The sequence below is a fragment of the Pseudomonas sp. A-B-19 genome (genome assembly GCF_019947515.1).
Taxonomy (GTDB): domain Bacteria; phylum Pseudomonadota; class Gammaproteobacteria; order Pseudomonadales; family Pseudomonadaceae; genus Aquipseudomonas.
In genome coordinates this window covers 48,212-67,952 of the sequence record NZ_JAGYGN010000009.1, presented here as the reverse complement: position 1 = coordinate 67,952, position 19,741 = coordinate 48,212, and the positions used below count along the sequence as shown (strand labels likewise).

Below are 19,741 nucleotides of genomic sequence, written 5' to 3'. Positions count from 1 at the left end.
CTCGGCCAAGCCCACGCGAGCGGGAAGGCTCCGCATTCCCACTCGCGTGGGCTCTGCGTAATTACATCTCACTTGACCACCTAATTGCATTGCCACTGACCAGTCATCTGCATTCGCGCTGACCAGCCGTTTGCAGTTGATGGATGTCAGCGGATGCCACTCAGCGCGAGTGCGTCAGCCAAGCACTGAAGGACTGCAACCGCCCCATAGCTGTCGGTGGCGAAAGGCAAGAATCGGCCGTTCTCCGCCGGTCGTCACTATGGCGTTTGCTGGTCAAGTCGAATGCAAACGGTTGATCAGCACGAATGCAGATGACTGGTCAGTGACGATGCAAATGGGTGGTCAAGTCCATGCAATTACGCAGGCTCACATTAAAAACCGACAAACGACCACCCGGCTATGGAAAACCACCGGACTCCAAGGTCTTCTAGCACTACCGATTGGCGCAAGAGTCGCCTCCAAAATATGGTTGACCGCGAGTAGAACGAGCGCTAAACCAGAACCGTACCAGCGCTGTCCTCGACAGCACCCAGGTAGCCAGAACCTTTGAGGCTACGCCAGATCGTGGTGGTTCACCCCAAGTGCGATTAGCGTCCGGCGGCTCGCACAGTCACAGCGATGTGATGGATGCCACTTCTTCCAGAATGCCCACTGCGGCAACTCATGCCCCCTCCTGGCTGCTCTGCAGCAACTTATCCGCGTGGCTATTTCTTGCGCCAACCTTTTGCCCGTCTCTTTGCCCCCTAAAGAGACGGGCGCTCCTACCGCTGCTGCAGCCCAACTCGTACAAGGCATTGCGGCATCCCCCCTCGTGACAATCGGCGTGACAAACACCGAATGCTCACTCGCCACAGCGATGCCGATGATGGTGCCGCAGCCCATGAAATGGACTGCACCTGACTGACAGTCAGGAATGCCCCGGTCATCGCTTCACTGCCTTCACCCGACTCAGGATCTCGCGGTGCCGGTTTCGTCAGCCAGTGCAGCCTCCACCCGCCCACCGCTATCGGTGTTCAGGAGGCCAGATCATGAGATGCCCAAGCTCCCGGTCGTAAGGAGTCGTCAGTCCCGCGTAAGTGGACAAACCTCACAGGTCGCAGGGGCCTTGATCCCTGATAACACTCAACAACCGTGGCGGGATGAGTGAGGACGAAGTCGATAATCTCAGGAGAATGGCTATGCAACTGTGCGAAGCGTTCGAGCCACCACAACCGTTGCTGGAATACCAGCAGGCGCCACTGCCCTACCCGGTCGAAGCACTCGGGGAACTGTTGGGCCCTGCGGTCGAACGACTGGCCGAGGTGATCGGCGTACCCTGCGCCATGGCGGCGCAATCGGTGCTGGCTACTACTGCCCTGGTGAGCCAGGGTCATGCCAATGTCCAACTCGATGGCCGAACCTATCCATTGTCCCTCTATCTACTGACGGTGGCGTCCTCGGGTGATCGCAAAAGCGCGGTGGATCAGCTGGCACTGAAGGCGGCGCGCGACTGGGAACGACAGCAGTGGACCCTGTATGCGGAAAAGCTCAAAGCCTATCGCGCCGCTACCAGCATCATGGCTAAACCCAAAACCTCAAAGAAACCCTCGGAGGCGGAAGGCGGCGAAGTATCCGAGCCGGTACCGCCGAGACTGATCATTGCCGAACCGACCATTGAGGCCCTGGTCAAAAGCCTGTGCCATGGTTTGCCCAGCATGGGCTTGTTCAATGATGAAGGTGGCCAGTTCTTGGGCAGCAGCACCATGAGCAAAGAAAATCTGCTCAAGGCAATCACCACCTTGTCGATGCTGTGGGATGGCAGCCCGATCGACCGGGCCCGCTCCATGGCCGGAGAAAGCCTGCGGGCCTATGATCGCCGCCTCAGCCTGCATCTGATGCTGCAGCCCTACCTGGCCAACCAGCTTTTCAACGACCCGGTAATCAATGGCCAAGGCATCCTCGGCCGTTGCCTGATCAGTTGGCCCGAGCGCCTGGTCGGCCAACGGCTCTACAAAGCGATCGACCTGAGTCGGGATGCCAGAGTCCAGCGCTACCAACAGCGGATCACCGCCCTGCTGCAACAGCCCTGGTCGCTTCACCGGGATGGCTCACTCAATCCCGCCACCCTGGAGCTGACTGCCCGTGCCCGCCGGGCCTGGATTGATATTCACGACACCATCGAGTGCCAGTCTGGCGAGTTCGGCGAGCTGGCCGGCGTCCAGCCTGTCGCGACCAAGGCGGCGGCGAACGTACTGCGTATCGCGGGCGTGCTGGCCATGGTTGAAGAGGCTAGTGCGTTGGACGAAGCACACATCCAGCGCGCCTCCACGTTGATGGATTACTACCTGGCCGAGATTCAGCGCCTGACCGAACGGGAGCCAGTCAATAGGCGATACGAAGAGGCAGATCGGCTGCTGCGCTGGCTGGTACAGAAAGGCTGGACCCACTTCAGCATCCGAGACATCAATCGCAACGGCCCTCGTTTTGCCCGCAAGAGCGCTGACCATACCGCCTCTTTATTGGTCGTACTGATCACTCATCGCTGGTTGAGCAGTCGCGACGGAACAACTTTCGAGGTCCGCCATGTTCCGCCTCAATGACGCGGTGCGCCGCTACCAGGCGCAACATCAACCACAGCCAGAATCGCGGCGTGTCGCCGCCTCTGTCGCCACCCTGTCGCCACGCGCTAGGCCAGAAACGACGCGGGTTGTCGCCACTGTCGCCGCTGTCGCCACACCACCTCTAGACCCTGCCAATCTCGCCCTGCTGATCGAGCAACTGCGTGAGGAAGGGGCACTGCTGCAACACCACGAGAACACCCTCCTGATCCGTCCGACACACTGGCAGCAGGTGGACAGGCTCAGCCCTCACTGGAAAGCCCTGCTGCGCTTTCTGCAAACAACCGAAAACGGTGATGACGATGGCTCTGGTCGGTCGGCGTGATGGTCGCAACTTTGGCTACGGCCGCCAGCTGAGCTATGCCGGCCCGCAAGCGCTCAAGGATTTGTTTGCCGGTGGCCACTTCGCCACGGTCAAAGCGCATAGCGATCGCTGGCAAGCGTTCGTGCGTTGGTGTCGGTCCGAGGGCGGCCCCGGTTACAACGATGCACGTCAGATCGATCGACGGACGCTGCAAGACTACGCCGCTTACCTGCGCCAGCAGATCCAGCAAGGTGAACTCTGCATCGCTACCGCGCAGAACCGCCTGAGCAGCGTCAACCGCACCCTCGCGGCGCTGCGCGGTGATCAGGACGTGAGGATCGCCAGTCCGAGCCAGGCGTTAGGACTGCAGCGCTCGAGCGTACGCACCCGCGCGCCGGATGGCCAAGACCGCCAACAGGTGCGGCGAGTGCTTGAGGTGCTTGGCGAACGGCAACATGAGCGGGTGGCGGCGATTGTCCTGTTGGCCCGAACAACCGGCATGCGCCTGCGCGAAGCGATCCTGGCCGACCTGCCACGCTTGCACCGCGAAGCCGAACACTTAGGCCGCATCAACATCCAGGACGGCACCAAGGGCGGCCGCTCAGGCGCATCAGCGCCGCGATGGGTCGCGGTAAATGAAGCGGTGAAGGCGGCGCTGCAGTTGGCTCGTAAGGCATCGCCGCCCCGCAGCCGCAACTTACTGGCCCGCGACGAAAGCTACGCCGCGTTTCTGCAACAGACCGTGCTCCCCGCCCGAGAAACGCTGCATGAACAAGGGCTGAAGGGTTTCCATGAACTGCGAGCAGCCTACGCCTGCGAGCGTTACGAACAGCTCACGGGCCACGCCGCACCAGTCAATGGTGGCCACTGCTATCGCATTGACCGTGAACTAGATCGACAAGCGCGTCAGCGGATTAGCCATGAACTTGGGCATAACCGGATCGATGTGGTGTCGGCCTACATTGGAGGGAGAGCGTGACCAAACCATTCGATATAGCGCTGTTCCTGAGCGGCGTACTGACCGGCTCGCAGGTCACGCAGCAACGACACCTACGGCAAGCCAGAATCATGCAAGCGGCCATTCAACAGCGATGGCAGCGAGACAATCCCTGGATCTGGCAGCTCAAGCATGTGCGCTGGTTTCTCACTCAGCACCTGAAAGACCATTCCGGCGCCACCCGGTATTACTATCGACTCACCGCTCTGCTGATCTGGAAGCGATTAGGGAACGGCCGGCAATTGCTGATGGATCGCTCGAATCGTGAGTAGGCAGCCTTCCAGGCACACTTGTCCGCCGTCATCTATCTCAGCGCGGATATCCTCTTGCTGATGAACCTGCTCGAAGCACACGCGGCAACGGCAAAAAGCGGCCAAAAGCAGTCACTAATCGCCAATACCTTCGGGAACTGAACCAAGGCGTCGAGGCAGTCAGCGCGGTGTACCGAAGACTGCCCAACGTCTTCAGCCAGGCTCGCACTGAGGAAGCCAATGTCTTTTCCATGGCGCTATTCGAACTAAATGTCTTGCAGACCAAGTACGTCGGGGACTATTTCCAAAAGAAGAATATATTCCAATTAGCAACCTCACAACGACAGCACACCGCTGTACAACCCGTAAGCCGCCAGGCCCGCACCGCAGATGACGCAGGTGAAAATCCCCTTCTCGAGGGTCGTGAATAGGGGCTGGCCCTGCTCATGCTTGGCCTTGGCGAACAGAATCACCCCGGGCGCATACAGCAATGCCGACAGCAGCAGGTACTTCAAGCCGCCGGCATACAGCAACCACAACGCATAACCGAGAGCGATACCGCCAATCAGCAGATCCTTGCCGCGCTCGACCGAGCCGCGTTCATAGGTTTCACCGCGCCCGCTCAACAGCACGGCATAGGCCGCCGACCACAGGTAAGGCACCAGGATCATCGACGAAGCGAGGTAGATTAGGCTGGTATAGGTGCTGGCGGAAAACAGCGTGATCAGCAGGAACAACTGAATCATCACATTGGTCATCCACAACGCGTTGACCGGCACAAGGTTGGCGTTTTCCCGGGTCAGGAACGCCGGCATGGTCTTGTCCTTCGCCGTGGCAAAGAGGATTTCGGCACACAGCAATGCCCAGGACAGTAAGGCACCCAGCAGTGAAATCCCCAGGCCGATGCTGATCAGCAAGGCCCCCCAGGGGCCGACGATATGCTCCATCACCGATGCCAGCGAGGGGTTCTGCAAGGTCGCCAGTTCCGGCTGGCTCATGATCCCCAGCGACAGCACATTGACCAGCACCAGCAAGGCCAGCACACCGAGAAAGCCGATGACCGTGGCCCGGCCCACATCGGCACGTTTTTCCGCCCGCGCCGAATAGACACTGGCGCCCTCGATGCCGATGAACACGAACACGGTGACCAGCATCATGTTGCGCACCTGGTTCATCACGCTGCCGAAATCCGGGTTGCTGCGTCCCCAGATGTCGCGGGTAAAGATCTCGGCCTTGAAGGCCACGGCAGCGATGACCACGAACATCAGCAGCGGCACGATCTTGGCCACGGTGGTCAGCAAATTGATGAACGCCGCCTCCTTGATCCCGCGCATCACCACAAAATGCACGATCCACAGCAGCACCGACGCACAGCCGATGGCGACTGGGCTGTTGCCTTCACCGAAAACCGGAAAGAAAAAACCCAGGGTGCTGAATAGCAAGACAAAGTAGCCGACGTTACCCAGCCAGGCGCTGATCCAGTAGCCCCAGGCCGAGGAAAAGCCCATGTAGTCGCCGAAACCCGCCTTGGCGTAGGCGTACACCCCCGAGTCGAGTTCCGGCTTGCGGTTGGCCAGGGTCTGGAACACGAACGCTAGGGTGAGCATGCCGACGGCTGTGATCGCCCAACCAATCAGGATCGCCCCCGCATCGGCTTGGGCCGCCATGTTCTGTGGTAGGGAAAAAATGCCGCCGCCAATCATCGACCCCACGACCAGGGCGATCAGCGCGCTCAGGCGAAGCTTGTGCGTGGGTTGCGACATTTTGGCGCCTCCTGTTGCCTGACGAGTATTCGGGTTAACTTAGCCATTAAGTAAATTGGTAAAGCGTAATAACGTTTATTAGATAATGCCAATTTTCGTCCTTTATTAATATTCGATGAACCCCGGGTCATCCATATAATCAATTGCTTTATGCGTGACTATTAATACAACAATTGCGTACTGGAAATTCGCCGGGAAAATTTGCTTATCAAAGAAAACGAACTAGCGTCATATATCCAAGTAATACGATGAATTTCCAGTTTGGCAATGTGAAGCCTCTGGAGCGGGCCTTTCAGAAAGTCGACCGGTGCCTGCAAACAGTTGGAACTTCGTTTTAACAATGTAGCCACGCACTGATCCAGCCAGCTGATTGAGTTGTCAACAGAACTATGCTGTGAACCCTCTTCACCTGCAATGGAGTCATGCAATGTCTGAAGCTCCCGGAAAACTTCGACTGGGCGCTCTGGTCGCCCTGGTAGTCGGCTCCATGATCGGTGGCGGGATTTTTTCGTTGCCACAAAACATGGCCGCCAACACCTACCTGTCGCTGATCTACCTCGCCACCTCGATGATCCTGGTGCCGTACCTGTGGTCGGCGGCTTACGCCCTGCCGCTGGCGGTGCGCGGCGAAAGCTACGAAGGCGCGGCGGGCGAGCGGCAGAAGGATCTGATCATCGGCGCCGTGGCCCTGATCTACGCGATCTGGCTGCTGTACGCCGGCGGCATCAAGTACCTGCTGCTGTCCGCCCTGCTCTACGCCCCCGGCGTGATCCTGTTCGCCAAGGCCAAGCTGGAAATCGGCAAACCGGTTTTCACCCACGTCGAGAAGCTGATTTTCGCTACGGTGGTCGGGGGTGCCGTGGTGGCGGCCTACGGTCTCTATGACGGCTTCCTGACTCTTTAGCTTCTGTTTCTGGAAGCACTGTTTTGACATCTGGAGGATCACTGTAATGACCACGGAAAAAGTTAAGTACGGCGTCCATTCCGAAGCCGGCAAACTGCGCAAAGTCATGGTTTGCTCCCCAGGACTTGCCCATCAGCGGCTGACCCCGAACAACTGCGATGAACTGCTGTTCGATGACGTGCTGTGGGTGGCCCAGGCCAAACGCGACCACTTCGACTTCGTCACCAAGATGCGCGAACGCAACATCGATGTTCTGGAAATGCACAACCTGCTGACGGACATCGTCGCCATCCCCGAAGCCCTGGACTGGATCCTGGAGCGCAAGGTCACCGCCAACTCGGTGGGCCTGGGCCTGATCAACGAAACCGCCTCGTGGCTGCGCAGCCTGCAGCCGCGCAAGATCGCCGAGTTCCTGATCGGCGGCGTATCGGGCGATGATCTGCCGACCAGTTTTGGTGGCAAGGCCATCGAGATGTTCCGCGACTTCCTCGGCAACTCCAGCTTCATCCTGCCGCCGCTGCCCAACACCCAGTTCACCCGCGATACCACCTGCTGGATCTACGGTGGCGTCACCCTCAACCCGATGTACTGGCCGGCGCGCCGCCAGGAAACCCTGCTGACCACCGCCATCTACAAATTCCACCCCGCGTTCACCAACGCCGACTTCCAGATCTGGTACGGCGACCCGGACAAGGACCATGGCAACTCCACCCTTGAGGGCGGTGACGTGATGCCGATCGGCAACGGCGTGGTGTTGATCGGCATGGGCGAACGCTCGTCGCGGCAGGCCATTGCCCAACTGGCGGTGAACCTGTTCAAAAACAAAGCCGTCGAGAAAGTCATCGTCGCCGGCCTGCCGAAATCCCGCGCGGCGATGCACCTGGACACCGTGTTCAGCTTCTGCGATCGCGATCTCGTCACGATCTTCCCGGAAGTGGTGAACCAGATTGTCGCCTTCACCCTGCGCCCCGATGAAAGCAAGGCGGGCGGCATCGACATCCGCCGCGAAGAAACCAGCTTCCTCGATACCGTCGCCCAGGCCCTCAACCTCAAGACCCTACGCGTGGTGGAGACCGGCGGCAACAGCTTCGCCGCCGAACGCGAGCAATGGGACGACGGCAACAACGTGGTGGCCGTGGAGCCAGGCGTGGTCATCGGCTACGACCGCAATACCTACACCAACACCCTATTGCGCAAGGCCGGCGTGGAAGTCATCACCATCAGCGCCGGCGAACTCGGCCGGGGACGGGGCGGCGGCCACTGCATGACCTGCCCGATCATCCGCGACCCGATTGACTACTAACCTGTTCACCTTAGGAGATCCAAAATGGCGTTCAATATCCATAACCGCAATCTGCTGAGCCTGGAACACCACACCCCTCGCGAATTGCGCTACCTGCTCGACCTGTCCCGCGACCTCAAGCGCGCCAAGTACACCGGCACCGAACAGCAGCATCTCAAGGGCAACAACATCGCGCTGATTTTCGAAAAAACCTCGACCCGCACCCGCTGCGCGTTCGAAGTCGCAGCCTATGACCAGGGCGCCAACGTCACCTACATCGACCCGAACTCCTCGCAGATCGGCCACAAGGAAAGCATGAAGGACACCGCCCGTGTGCTCGGGCGCATGTACGATGCCATCGAGTACCGTGGCTTCAAGCAGGAAATCGTCGAGGAACTGGCCAAGTTCGCCGGTGTGCCGGTGTTCAACGGCCTGACCGATGAATACCACCCAACGCAAATGATCGCCGACGTGCTGACCATGCGTGAACACGCCGACAAACCGATCCACGAAATCAGCTACGCCTACCTCGGCGATGCCCGCAACAACATGGGCAACTCGCTGCTGCTGATCGGCGCCAAGCTCGGCATGGACGTGCGCATCTGCGCCCCGAAAGCCCTGTGGCCGGCGGACGACCTAGTGGCTCGCTGCAAGCAATACGCAGAAGAAAGCGGCGCGCGCATCACCCTCACCGAAGACCCGAAAGCGGCGGTCAAGGACGTGGACTTCATCCACACCGACGTCTGGGTGTCGATGGGCGAGCCGGTTGAAGCCTGGGCCGAACGTATCCAGCAACTGCTGCCGTATCAGGTCAACGCCGAACTGATGAAAGCCACCGGCAACCCGCGCACCAAGTTCATGCACTGCCTGCCGGCGTTCCACAACTGCGACACCAAGATCGGCAAGCAGATTGCCGAGCAGTACCCGCACCTGAGCAACGGCATCGAAGTGACCGATGACGTATTCGAGTCGCCGGCCTGCATCGCCTTCGAGCAAGCGGAAAATCGCATGCACACCATCAAGGCGATTCTGGTGTCGACGCTGGCTGACCTATAACGGCTCACTCAGCTCCCACTGACGGAACACAGTCAATGTGGGAGCTGGCCTGCCAGCGATGGCAACGCCGCGGTGCAACTGACAGACCGCAGCGATCCCATCGCGAGCAGGCTCGCTCCCACAAGGGATCGAGTCGAATGCTTTTGACCTGTCTAGAAGGACTGCACCATGCGTATCGTCGTTGCTCTGGGCGGTAATGCCCTGCTCCGCCGGGGCGAACCCATGACCGCTGACAACCAGCGCGCCAACATCCGGATCGCCACCGAACAGATCGCCAAGATCCATCCCGGCAACCAACTGGTCATCGCCCACGGCAATGGCCCGCAAGTCGGCCTGCTGTCATTGCAAGCGGCGGCCTACACCTCTGTCACCCCTTACCCGCTAGACGTGCTCGGCGCCGAAACCGAAGGCATGATCGGCTACATCATCGAACAGGAACTGGGCAACCTGCTGGACTTCGAAGTGCCCTTCGCGACCCTGCTGACCCAGGTCGAAGTCGATGCCAATGACCCGGCCTTCAAAAACCCGACCAAACCCATCGGCCCGGTCTACAGCAAGGCCGATGCGGAAAAACTCGCCGCCGAAAAAGGCTGGGCCATTGCCCCGGACGGCGACAAATACCGCCGCGTGGTCGCCAGCCCGAAACCCAAGCGCATCTTCGAAATCCGTCCGATCAAATGGCTGCTGGAAAAAGGCAGCATCGTGATCTGCGCCGGTGGCGGCGGCATTCCGACCATGTATACCTCGCCCGGCAAACTCGAAGGCGTCGAAGCGGTGATCGACAAAGACCTGTGCTCGGCACTGCTGGCCGAGCAACTTGAAGCCGATCTGCTGGTGATCGCCACCGACGTCAACGCCGCCTTCATCGACTTTGGCAAACCCACGCAAAAAGCCATCGCCCAGGCCCACCCCGACGAAATGGACAAACTCGGCTTCGCCGCCGGCTCCATGGGACCGAAGGTGCAGGCAGCCTGCGAATTCGCACGCCATACTGGAAAAGTCGCAGTGATCGGCTCGCTCGCGGACATCGAAGCGATTGTCCAGGGCACCGCCGGTACACGCATCAGCACGGCGACAACGGGCATCAGCTATCAGTAAACGAAACTGCGGGGCAGGCGTGCGGTCTGCCCTGATTCAAGACCTTTTGAAGGAGAGTCAACAATGGCAACGTTCGAGCCGGGTCACCTGCACATCGAGCGACACGCGCTGAACAAGGATGACGTCAGCTACAACATCTACCTCGATTATGAAGTCAGCCAGGACCCCAAGGAAGGCAAAGGGATGCTGTTCAAGATGCACGGCAGCATTCAGAACAAGGACATGAGCGAGTCGTTCTTCCTGCCCAAGGACATGGCCTACAACTTCGCCAGCAACGTCACCAAAATTGCCGAGAAGTACGGCATCCCGAAAACCCATAGCAACATCGGTTCGATCCATAAGCATTACGACGCGATGTTCGAAAATGTGCGGGGGCAGTTGAATATAAAGTCAGGCGACGCGGTCACCCCTGAGCGTCTGGGATAACCCAACACTGTATTTTAGCCACCTTAGCGTGCAGCACGTATCCTGCTTACAAAGAATCTAGTGTGTTGCATCGACCGGTGAAGCCACAGTCGATAGCAGCCCTTCGCGACAGTCAGCTATCGGCCGATTCTGTTGAAAAAGTCGGTTTTCTCCAAATGCCGTAGGATGGGTCAGTGAAAGCGCCTCTTCAGCACGCTTCTGCGTGAAATCTCAGTCTGAAAGGCTCTGGCGGATATTCAGGATTTCAATCTCCGACGCGTACTTTTCTGCCTTAAAAATCTCGCCCGACTTTTTCAACAGTATCGGCCAAAAGCAGTCACACTGCGCTTTCCACGTAAACGCTTGTGTGGGAGGGGACTCGCTCCTATGCATTCAAGGCGCCACTGCCATGAATACCGAAACATAGATTGATTCCGTTGATCCGGGCGCTGCACATATAAAGTACACGATGATCGACCGTGCCCAACCAAAGCCAGCGGTTGGAGGCTTGCTTAGCACCATGGGAATAAGGCCGCCCGCAGGCGGCCTGTCGCTAACAATGCCACTAGGGCAATGCGTACACCCTAAACAGTTTTCTCACGGTAGCGTTGGTCCCGCCCAAGTACTGGTCGTAGGCCTTTTCTATGAAGCCCGAGTAATAGGCTTCACTCAGGGCCATATCGACCAGCAAGCGGAAGTCTTCGTCATTGCGCTCCACGATCATCGCCACCGGCGAGTACTCGAAGATGCGGTCCAGGAGCATCAGGTTCTTGGCCGCGCCCTCCTTGGTGACTTCGTTGCGCAGCAGCATGCGTTCGGAGAAGAAGGCATCGGCCTTGCCCTCGGCGACCAACTTGACGCCCTCGTCATTGTTAGCCACGGTCACCAGCGAAGCGATCACGTTGAGCTGGCGCATCTGCTCGCGAATCCAGTCTTCGGTCACGCCCCCCTCCAGGGTCGCGTAGGTTTGGTTGGCCAAACCGTTGTTGATGCTGGCACGCCAGGTCGGGCCGGTATTGGCGACCTTGCCATTGAGCACATTGAGCAGCGGTTCGCGAGCATCGTTGCGCACCACGACCGAGAGGCCGGCGGTGTAGATCGGTATGGAGTAACTGATCATCTTGCGCCGCTCCAGGGTGGGCGGTGTCGGCGTGCAGAGGAGATCGACTTTACCCTGGCTCACGGCGTTGACCTCGTCCGAAATCTTGACGGGCTGGTAGCGCACTTGCAGGTCGGGCAGACCCAGCTCGCTCTTGAGCTTGTCGGCGACTTTCAGGCACAGGTCGATGGCGTAACCGCTGGCCTTGTCGCCTTCCTGCTTGCTGAAAGGGGCCAGGTCAGGCAAGTAGCCCAAGGTAAAGGTGTGGCTGCTGCGCACGCGTTCAAGGGTGTTGGCGCCGGCCACTAGCGGTAGCGTCGAGAGTGCGAAGGCAAGCAGCAGTCTGGTGATTGTGGCAAATGGTACGTTCATGTCCGGTTTCCCCGTATGCAGATGTCTGTGCAGTCCTGTTGGCCACGCCTAAGGGTTTGCGGCCCGGGCCTGGCTGGCCGCTGGCGCGTCGGTGAAGCGCTTGGCGAGGAATCCATAGAGCAGGTAGCCGAAAGCGAGCACCAGGGTGCCGCCCATCACTGCATCCTTGCCGCAGGCATACAGGGCGTACAAGGAGTACGTGACTGCAATCAGCAAGACCACCACGTTACGGGTGTGAATCGCTGACGAGACCCCGGCCTTGTGCATGATCACCAGCAGGCCGGTCAGCGCAGTGATGTAGGGGATCAGGTTGGTGACCGCCGCCAAGCTCACCAGCTTGCTGAACTGGGCGGCGGCGTCGGGCGAGATGGTCGACAGGGCCATGAGGGTCTGCAGCACGCCACAGACAATCATGCCGACGACGGGTGCATTCATGGCGTTGACCTTGCTGAACAGCTTGAGGAACAGGTTCTGGTCAGCCGTCATCTTCGCGGTTTGCGCCAAGGTAAATTGCCAGCCCAGCAGCGAGCCGACACAGGCCATGACCGCCAGGGCCATTACGATGTTGCCCACCATCGGGCTGAAAATCGTGGCGTAGACCAGCGCAAAGGGTGCGGAGGATTTGGCCAGCTCAGCGTTGGGAATGATGCCCTGGATGACGGTGGTCGACAGCACATAGACCACGGCGGCACCCAGGGTACCGAACAGGCAGGCCAACGGCACGTTGCGCTTGGGGTCTTCCACGGCATCGGTGGCCTGGGCCGCCGACTCCATGCCCAGGAAGGCCCACAGGGTCAGGGGAATCGCCTTGCTGATGGCTTCGGAGATCGCCAGGCTGTTCGGGTTCCAGGCGGCGGCCAGCACATCGGGCTTGAACCAGAACCAGCCGATGATGCTCAGGCCGGCTACCGGAATGATCACGCCCCACACCGTGAAGGCGCCGATCTTGCCGGTGATGCCCGGTCCACCGAAGTTGGCGAAGGTGGTCAGCCAGATCAGTGCGATCGTGCCGACGCACAGTGGAATCGCCCCCGTGCCCAGCCAGGGCACGAAGGCCGTCATGTAGCCCACCGCCGAAATGGCCACGGCCACGTTGGCGATGGCCAGGGACAGGAAGTACAGGTACGAGCAGAGGAAAAAACCCGACTTTGCATGGGCCTCTTCGGTGTAGGCGGACAAGCCACCGGAGCGTGAGCAGAAGACGCCGCACTGGGCAAAGCAGTAGGCGATGGCCATCGAACCAATCGCCGTGAAAATCCACGACAACAAAGAGACGGCACCCAGTTGCGCCATGTTGGTGGGCAGCATGATGATGCCCGAGCCCATCATATTGACCGTTACCAGCGTCGTGAGCCCCATCAGGCCCATTTTCTTGCTTGAATCAGCCATCGCAAACTCCTTGCCTTTTGCAGAGTTTTGAACCTGGGCCTGGCGACGTGCAGCACGCGGCCGGACAGGGGCTAATGCTTACTGCTTGACCACATAAACCTTGTAGATTGGGTGCCCTTGGCTGTCACGTTCGATCTCGACGCCATGGTTGTCGTGCTCGAAACCGGGGAAGCGGCCGTCAAAGGTCTCCATTGCCAACAGGTAGTCGACGATGGCTTTCTTGTCATTGCCTGCTTTTTCACCTGGCATCATCAGCGGAATGCCCGGTGGATAGGGGACGATCTGCACGGCAACGGTGCGATTGACCATGTCGCGTACAGCAATCTGTTCGATTTCACCTTTAACCAGGTTGGCAAAGGTGGCCCTTGGCGAGGACACTGGGTCGGGCAGCAAGGTGTAGGCTGCATCCATGTTGTGCAGCATCTTCGTGGCCAGCATGTCCTGGTGCATCTCTTCGGCCAGGTCCTTGAGGCCCATGCCGCTATAGCGGTCGCTATGACTGTCGACCAGGTCGGGCATCACCTGTTCGAGGGGCGAGTTGCCATCGTAATGTTTCTTGAACTCCATCAGGCCAGCCACCAGCGAACCCCATTTGCCCTTGGTCACGCCCAGGCTGAACAGCAGCAGGATCGAGTAAGGTTCGGTTTTCTCCACCACGATGCCGCGGCAGGAGAGGAAGGACGACACCAGCGGCGCCGGGATGCCGCTGTTCTCCATCTGCCCTTCGAGAGTTTGCCCCGGGGTGAGCACCGTGACCTTGATCGGGTCGAGCATGCAGTAATCGCTGCCCAAGTCGCCAAAACCGTGCCAGGTGGCCGTAGGTCTGAGCACCCATGCGTCGCCGTGGTGCAGCACTTTCGGATCGACGTCAGCAAAAGGCACGCCGTCGACCTGGTCCGGTTGCCAGACGCCGAACCACCAGTCCTTGGCGTTGCGCTGCTGCATTTCATTGTTCAGGCGCACCATAGCTTGGCGAAAGGCAATGGCTTCGCCGATGGATTCATCGGTGAGGTAGCCACCAGCATCGTTCATCATCTTCGCCGAGACATCGGTCGACGCGATGATGCTGTATTGCGGTGAGGTCGAGGTGTGCATCATGAAAGCTTCGTTGAACAGGGCTGGCTTGACCGGCACCTTGCCCGAGCGAATATGGATCATCGAAGCCTGGGACAGCGCCGCCAACAGTTTGTGGGTGGAGTGAGTGACGGTCACCGTGGCGTCATCGGCATGCCGCTCGCCGCGGTGCATGCCGTAGCGACCCTCGTACAAGGGATTGAAGCGGGCGTAGGCGTACCAGGCTTCGTCGTAGTGGATGCGATCGACGCTCTGACTCAGCTCGCGGGTGGTGGTCTGCACGTTGTAGCACAGGCCGTCATAGGTCGAATTGGTCAGCACAGCCAGCACCGGTTTCGCCGTCTTGTTGGTCGCCAATGGGCTCTCGGCGAGTTTCTGCGCAACGGCGGCAGGCGTCAGCTCGCTACGCGGTACCGGGCCGATCAGGCCGCGCGCATTGCGTCGTGGACGCAAGTACAGCGGCACCGCGCCGGACATGTTCAAGGCATAGTTCAGCGACTTGTGGCAGTTGCGGTCTACCAGCACCGCGTCGCCATCAGTCACCGCCGAATGCAGAACGATCTCGTTGCTCGCGGAGCTACCACCCACGGAAAAGAAGGTGAAGTCAGCGCCAAACACCCGCGCGGCATATTTTTCCGCTTCATCAATCGGGCCGGAATGGTCGTTAAGCGAGCCCAGCTCACCGACCGAAACGCTCAGGTCCGAGCGCAGCATCTGCTCACCGTAGAAGTCGAGAAACGCGCGCCCCACCGCGGTCTTCATGAAGGCGGTACCGCCGGTGTGGCCCGGGGTGTGCCAGGAGTATTCATGAGTGCCGGCGAAGTTCACCAGCGCGCCGAAAAACGGCGGCAGGATGCTGTCCAGGTAACGGCGGGCGGCGGCTTCGATACGCCCAGCGATGAACTCAGGGCTGTCTTCGGGCTGCCAGATAAAGCCGTCGATGTTCTCCACGAACGCCAGCGGTACCCGACTCTGATGCGCCCGGCTCATACCGAGCATGATCGGCAGCTGTGCGGTGCGCCGACGGATCAGCTGGATCAACTGCAGCGCCTGGTCCTGGTCGTTTTCGCACAGACCCCAGCCGATGATCGCGCAGCAGTAGGCCGAGTTGGCGCATACGGCGATTTCGGCCTCTTGCAGCGACCCGACCAGCTCCACTTCCAACTCATGTTCATGCAGGGCGGCCGCAATCGCCTGGACGCTGCGCAAAATGATGCTGTCGTTATGCTCCTGGGTGTTGGCCACGATCAGCACGGGGAAGCGCTGCGCCAAATCGATAGGCAAGCGGGTTTGCGAGTGACTCATGCGTATCTCCTTGAGCAATAATGAGGGGGCGCATCAGGCCTTGAGCACGTAACCGTAAGCCCGGGTTCGACCGCCTTCCTGCTGCAGATACACCCCTTGCAGTTCCGGCGTGAAGCCGGGCAAGCGGTTGATGCCCTCCTCCAGCGCCAGGAAGTACTTGAGCACCGCGCCACCCCAGATCTCCCCGGGTACGACGCACAAGACGCCCGGCGGGTAAGGCAACGCACCCTCGGCGGCAATGCGCCCGTCAGCCTCCGCCAGCGCCACCAGTTCGACGTTGCCACGGATGTACTCGATTTGCGCTTGCTGCGGGTTCATGGCCTTTTTTGGAAAGTGTGCCTTGCGGAACATGTCCTTCTGCAATTGCTGCACATTGTGGCTGCGGTACAGATCGTGCATTTCCTGGCAGAGCTGGCGGATGGTGTAGTCGCGGTAGCGTTCCTGGTGCTGCGCGTAGATGGCCGGCAGCACCCGGCTCATCGGCGCGTCGTCCTGAACGAAGCGTTCGAAACGGGCGATCTGTGCCGCCAGGTGACTCATCTTTGCCCAGTCTTCGGCCGGCGTGAGCAGGAACAGGATGGAGTTGAGGTCGCATTTTTCCGGGACGATGCCGTTCTGGCGCAGGAAGTTGGCCAGGATGCCGGCGTGAATGCCAAACTCGGTGTAGCTGCCGTCCACCGGGTCGATGCCCGGCGTGGTGAACAGCAGTTTGCAGGGATCGATGAAGTACTGCTTGTCGGCATAACCGGGAAAGGCATGCCAGCGATCCTTGGGATGGAACTCAAAGAAACGGATGTCGCTGGCGATTTCTTCCGTTGGATAGTCCTCCCACGCACGCCCTTCAATGGTATCCGGCACGAACGGGCGGACCAGGGTGCAGGCTTCGAGGATCAACTTGCGCGCTTCGATACCGAACTTCACGCAGTCTTCCCACAGGCGCAGGCCGCTGCGGCCTGAGTGGATGCGGGCGTTGACATCCAGCGAGGCGAACAGCGGGTAGAACGGACTCGTTGAGGCCTGGGCCATGAAGGCGTTGTTGAGCCGTGCGTGATTGCAGTAGCGCGGCTGACCCTTGATGTGGCTGTCCTTCTTGTGGATTTGCGAGGTCTGGGAGAAACCGGCCTGCTGTTTGTGCACCGATTGCGTGACGAAGATGCCCGGGTCGTTCTCGTCCAGATCGAGCAACATCGGCGAGCAATCCTTCATCATCGCAATGAACTGTTCGTAACCGACCCACGCCGAGTCGAACAGGATGTAGTCACACAGCTTGCCGATGCGGTCGACCACTTGCCGGGCGTTGTAGATGGTACCGTCATAGGTGCCCAGTTGAATGATCGCCAGGCGAAACGGCCGTGGCAATTGCGCCTTGTCCGGGGCGACTTCGGCGATCAGCTGGCGCAGGTAGTCCTCTTCGAAACAGTGGGCGTCGATGCCCCCGATGAAGCCATAAGGGTTGCGCGCGGTTTCCAGGTAGACCGGCGTGGCACCGGCCTGCAGCAAGGCACCCTGGTGATTGGACTTGTGGTTGTTGCGGTCGAACAGCACCAGATCGCCCGGGGTCAACAGGGCGTTGGTCACCACCTTGTTCGAGGCCGAGGTGCCGTTGAGCACGAAGTAGGTCTTGTCGGCGTTGAACACTTGCGCGGCGTGTTTCTGCGCCAGCAGCGCCGGGCCTTCGTGGATCAGCAGGTCGCCGAGCTTGACGTCGGCGTTGCACATGTCGGCGCGAAACAGCGTCTCGCCAAAGAAGTCGAAAAACTGCCGGCCGGCTGGATGCTTGCGAAAGAACTGGCCGCCCTGGTGACCGGGGCAGGCGAAGGTCGCGTTGGCGGCTTCGGTGTAGTGTTTGAGCGCATCGAAGAACGGCGGCAACAGGCTTTCTTCGTAGGCTTTGGCCGCTGTTTCCAGTTGATTGCCGTAGTACTCGGCATTATTGCTGGACAGGTCGAACACACCATTGACCTGCAAAATCACATCCTGCAGTTGTTTGTAGACCTCCAGGGAACGATTGCTGCGGCCCTGAGAGGCCACCAGGAAAATGGGGATGTCGAAGCCGGTACGCTTGATCGCATCCAGCGCCCCTGCTGCCAAATCATCTTTCGAGAGTACGGCGACCGCGACATCGGTAAAGTCAGTCTGGTCGAGCAGGACGATTTCACGGTTAGTACGAAAACAACCTTGAACCGCATCGCTGGCCGCGATTTTCAACATGTTCATTGAAAGGGTCTCCTGATAGTTAATTGAACCAGTAGATATGAGGGGGCAAATAACTAACACTACCCAACTCTGCACCTTGATCTAGAACTTTGCTAAATGGGTATAGACCATAAAAAGTGGCTGCACCGGAGTTAAATATGCACTTTCGGCATAAAGCATATGAAGTAAAAGTGCAGCAATTCTTCCTCGCCGGTGCGCACGATGATGGAGCGCGAAATCTCGCACGGAACGGGGATGGGATGTTTAGCAGGCAGCCGATCGAGAGAACGCTACGTCCTCCCTTCTCAGCTCATTACCCTGACCGGCAACAATGGGTCAGATAGCGACTACCAGCCATTGTGACTGATCCACCCTTGTCCTCCCCTCAACATGGAGGATGTGCCATGAACACGATTGCTAGAAACCGCCATCAGCCTTGGAACAAGGGAAAGCTCGTCGGGCAGAAAGCTCCGCTTCGAGTCAGAGATATCTGGGCTATTCGCGTAAGACTTCAGCTTGCCGAGAACACGCGTGATTTGGCGCTCTTCAACTTGGCCATCGATAGTAGTTGCGTGCCTGTGACTTAACCAAGTTGCGAGTCCGAGACATCGCCCATGGGGAGCATGTGTCGTCACGGGCCATCGTGATGCAGCAGAAAACTCAGCATCCAGTGCAATTTGAAATCACTGAGCAAACCCGAACGGTTCTGGAGGCTTGGATGCATCAGGCGCGTCCTCGCAGCGAGGACTTCTTGTTCCCGAGCCGGTTGCACGCCTCAGACCATCTTTCCACCAGGCAATACGCTCGAATAGTCAAAGCGTGGGTGACAGCCATTGGCCTTGTCGTGCTAGACCGTCGCTATCCGGCCCCTAGCGGTCATCGCGGAGAGATGTCAGCCCCCCACATTGAATATCATTAGCTATTATTACTAAGTTAGATTCCATTCTCCTGTCCCAGTGGACGTGAGTCATGATCTCTACGCTTGAGCTTCGTCACACTATTGAATGTGGATTCCAGCCACTCTCGTGCACCTGCTCAGTCAATCCGGACGGATCACTGATGATCAAGGTGTTCGATTCTACCTCTGGCCGAGTCGATCTCCTGGCCACTACAGTCACGACCAGCCAACTGACGTCCAGCCGAGCCATTGAAAATTTGATTGGTGAGCTTCGCTCTGAAATGGTAGCGCACCAAGCGACGGGCACGGTGGTGTTAGCGATATAGCAAAGGTTGTATCGCCTCGGATGAGGGAGAGCTATGACCACTGACCTCGGCAATCGAAAAGCCGGTGACTCGTGTCTGAAAGACTGTGCCATTTAGAGCAATAAATCACCCCTTATTATGTAGGTACTCGGGAGCGTCCGCTTTTGGCCCGGGCCGTGTAAAAACGCATTCGTCACTTTGAAGTCAGCGTTGCTACGTGAAATCTGGCGCCAACCGTTTGGTAAGTAGACCTGAAATTTGCGTAGGGGCGCGATTTTTAGGCTATTTTCATCTGCCTCCGCAGATCGAAAACGTTTTTACACAGCCTCGGCCGATTTCTGCCTGTCGCCACCGTCAGCTATATTGGGTCGATTGCGGCCCCTTGTGACAGGAAACAATCGGCCAGAAGCGGTCATCGACGACCAAAACCGCCCAGTCGGACTCCA

The 19,741-nt window shown here is 59.0% G+C and carries 14 protein-coding genes and 3 pseudogenes; 12 read left to right on the top strand and 5 right to left on the bottom strand.

The window, feature by feature from the left end; all coding sequences use genetic code 11:
- Positions 1-1,178: 1,178 nt before the first annotated feature.
- From KGA81_RS12540 to KGA81_RS12525, 4 genes are read left to right on the top strand one after another with little or no spacing between them, the layout of a single operon-like run.
- Positions 1,179-2,579, top strand: coding sequence for a YfjI family protein (locus KGA81_RS12540; protein ID WP_223546172.1), 1,401 nt, complete (start codon positions 1,179-1,181; stop codon positions 2,577-2,579).
- On the top strand, positions 2,563-2,922 hold the full coding sequence (locus KGA81_RS12535; RefSeq protein WP_223546170.1) for a hypothetical protein: 360 nt from the start codon (positions 2,563-2,565) through the stop codon (positions 2,920-2,922). Before KGA81_RS12540 ends, KGA81_RS12535 begins: the two co-directional genes overlap by 17 nt.
- A complete protein-coding gene (locus tag KGA81_RS12530; RefSeq protein WP_223546485.1) occupies positions 2,900-3,880 on the top strand; it encodes an integrase domain-containing protein in 981 nt (326 codons plus the stop codon). The genes KGA81_RS12535 and KGA81_RS12530 overlap by 23 nt, the downstream gene beginning before the upstream one ends.
- Entirely contained in the window at positions 3,877-4,170 is a 294-nt protein-coding gene (locus KGA81_RS12525) for a hypothetical protein (protein WP_223546168.1), read from the top strand. The genes KGA81_RS12530 and KGA81_RS12525 overlap by 4 nt, the downstream gene beginning before the upstream one ends.
- A 314-nt stretch (positions 4,171-4,484) precedes the next feature.
- On the opposite strand, the gene arcD is transcribed toward KGA81_RS12525, so the two are convergent.
- On the bottom strand, positions 4,485-5,912 hold the full coding sequence (gene arcD / locus KGA81_RS12520) for an arginine-ornithine antiporter (protein WP_223546166.1): 1,428 nt from the start codon (positions 5,910-5,912) through the stop codon (positions 4,485-4,487).
- 427 nt (positions 5,913-6,339) lie between these two features.
- On the opposite strand from arcD, the pseudogene KGA81_RS30210 reads away from it, so the two are divergent.
- From KGA81_RS30210 to KGA81_RS12495, 6 genes and pseudogenes are all read left to right on the top strand, one after another.
- Positions 6,340-6,445: pseudogene (locus KGA81_RS30210) on the top strand (hypothetical protein); the annotation flags it as partial.
- Positions 6,442-6,816: pseudogene (locus KGA81_RS12515) on the top strand (arginine-ornithine antiporter); the annotation flags it as partial. The pseudogenes KGA81_RS30210 and KGA81_RS12515, both read left to right, overlap by 4 nt.
- 46 nt (positions 6,817-6,862) lie before the next feature.
- A complete protein-coding gene (gene arcA / locus KGA81_RS12510) occupies positions 6,863-8,119 on the top strand; it encodes an arginine deiminase (RefSeq protein ID WP_223546164.1) in 1,257 nt (418 codons plus the stop codon).
- A gap of 24 nt (positions 8,120-8,143) precedes the next feature.
- Positions 8,144-9,154, top strand: coding sequence for an ornithine carbamoyltransferase (locus tag KGA81_RS12505; protein ID WP_223546156.1), 1,011 nt, complete (start codon positions 8,144-8,146; stop codon positions 9,152-9,154).
- A gap of 168 nt (positions 9,155-9,322) precedes the next feature.
- Positions 9,323-10,252, top strand: a complete 930-nt coding sequence (gene arcC, locus KGA81_RS12500; protein WP_223546154.1) for a carbamate kinase — start codon at positions 9,323-9,325, stop codon at positions 10,250-10,252.
- Between the two features lie 63 nt (positions 10,253-10,315).
- The gene (locus KGA81_RS12495) at positions 10,316-10,678 is read left to right on the top strand and encodes a DUF5064 family protein (protein ID WP_223546152.1); all 363 of its coding nucleotides are present in this window, start codon (positions 10,316-10,318) and stop codon (positions 10,676-10,678) included.
- 544 nt (positions 10,679-11,222) lie between these two features.
- Here KGA81_RS12495 and KGA81_RS12490 read toward each other — a convergent pair.
- The 4 genes from KGA81_RS12490 to speF form a co-directional block, all read right to left on the bottom strand.
- Positions 11,223-12,128, bottom strand: coding sequence for an amino acid ABC transporter substrate-binding protein (locus tag KGA81_RS12490; RefSeq protein ID WP_223546150.1), 906 nt, complete (start codon positions 12,126-12,128; stop codon positions 11,223-11,225).
- Positions 12,129-12,176: 48 nt separating this feature from the next.
- Complete coding sequence (gene potE / locus KGA81_RS12485) at positions 12,177-13,517, bottom strand: putrescine-ornithine antiporter (RefSeq protein WP_223546148.1); 1,341 nt, start codon at positions 13,515-13,517, stop codon at positions 12,177-12,179.
- A gap of 78 nt (positions 13,518-13,595) precedes the next feature.
- Positions 13,596-15,896 carry an Orn/Lys/Arg decarboxylase N-terminal domain-containing protein gene (locus KGA81_RS12480; protein ID WP_223546146.1) on the bottom strand — a complete coding sequence of 767 codons (2,301 nt, stop codon included), beginning with the start codon at positions 15,894-15,896 and terminating at the stop codon, positions 13,596-13,598.
- Positions 15,897-15,929: 33 nt separating this feature from the next.
- Positions 15,930-18,113, bottom strand: a complete 2,184-nt coding sequence (gene speF, locus KGA81_RS12475) for an ornithine decarboxylase SpeF (RefSeq protein WP_223546144.1) — start codon at positions 18,111-18,113, stop codon at positions 15,930-15,932.
- Positions 18,114-18,496: 383 nt separating this feature from the next.
- Between speF and KGA81_RS12470 the strand changes: the two are divergent.
- Positions 18,497-18,933: pseudogene (locus tag KGA81_RS12470) on the top strand (tyrosine-type recombinase/integrase); the annotation flags it as partial.
- A 128-nt stretch (positions 18,934-19,061) separates the two neighbouring features.
- Positions 19,062-19,316, top strand: coding sequence for a DUF1652 domain-containing protein (locus KGA81_RS12465; RefSeq protein ID WP_223546142.1), 255 nt, complete (start codon positions 19,062-19,064; stop codon positions 19,314-19,316).
- Positions 19,317-19,741 lie beyond the last annotated feature (425 nt).

Excerpts from the sequence above, each read along its gene's own strand:
- speF (WP_223546144.1), bottom strand. The coding sequence starts at position 18,113 with ATGAACATGTTGAAAATCGCGGCCAGCGATGCGGTTCAAGGTTGTTTT.
- KGA81_RS12465 (WP_223546142.1), top strand. The coding sequence starts at position 19,062 with ATGATCTCTACGCTTGAGCTTCGTCACACTATTGAATGTGGATTCCAG.
- arcA (WP_223546164.1), top strand. The coding sequence starts at position 6,863 with ATGACCACGGAAAAAGTTAAGTACGGCGTCCATTCCGAAGCCGGCAAA.
- arcC (WP_223546154.1), top strand. The coding sequence starts at position 9,323 with ATGCGTATCGTCGTTGCTCTGGGCGGTAATGCCCTGCTCCGCCGGGGC.
- KGA81_RS12505 (WP_223546156.1), top strand. The coding sequence starts at position 8,144 with ATGGCGTTCAATATCCATAACCGCAATCTGCTGAGCCTGGAACACCAC.
- KGA81_RS12480 (WP_223546146.1), bottom strand. The coding sequence starts at position 15,896 with ATGAGTCACTCGCAAACCCGCTTGCCTATCGATTTGGCGCAGCGCTTC.
- arcD (WP_223546166.1), bottom strand. The coding sequence starts at position 5,912 with ATGTCGCAACCCACGCACAAGCTTCGCCTGAGCGCGCTGATCGCCCTG.
- KGA81_RS12495 (WP_223546152.1), top strand. The coding sequence starts at position 10,316 with ATGGCAACGTTCGAGCCGGGTCACCTGCACATCGAGCGACACGCGCTG.
- KGA81_RS12530 (WP_223546485.1), top strand. The coding sequence starts at position 2,900 with ATGGCTCTGGTCGGTCGGCGTGATGGTCGCAACTTTGGCTACGGCCGC.
- potE (WP_223546148.1), bottom strand. The coding sequence starts at position 13,517 with ATGGCTGATTCAAGCAAGAAAATGGGCCTGATGGGGCTCACGACGCTG.
- KGA81_RS12535 (WP_223546170.1), top strand. The coding sequence starts at position 2,563 with ATGTTCCGCCTCAATGACGCGGTGCGCCGCTACCAGGCGCAACATCAA.
- KGA81_RS12490 (WP_223546150.1), bottom strand. The coding sequence starts at position 12,128 with ATGAACGTACCATTTGCCACAATCACCAGACTGCTGCTTGCCTTCGCA.
- KGA81_RS12540 (WP_223546172.1), top strand. The coding sequence starts at position 1,179 with ATGCAACTGTGCGAAGCGTTCGAGCCACCACAACCGTTGCTGGAATAC.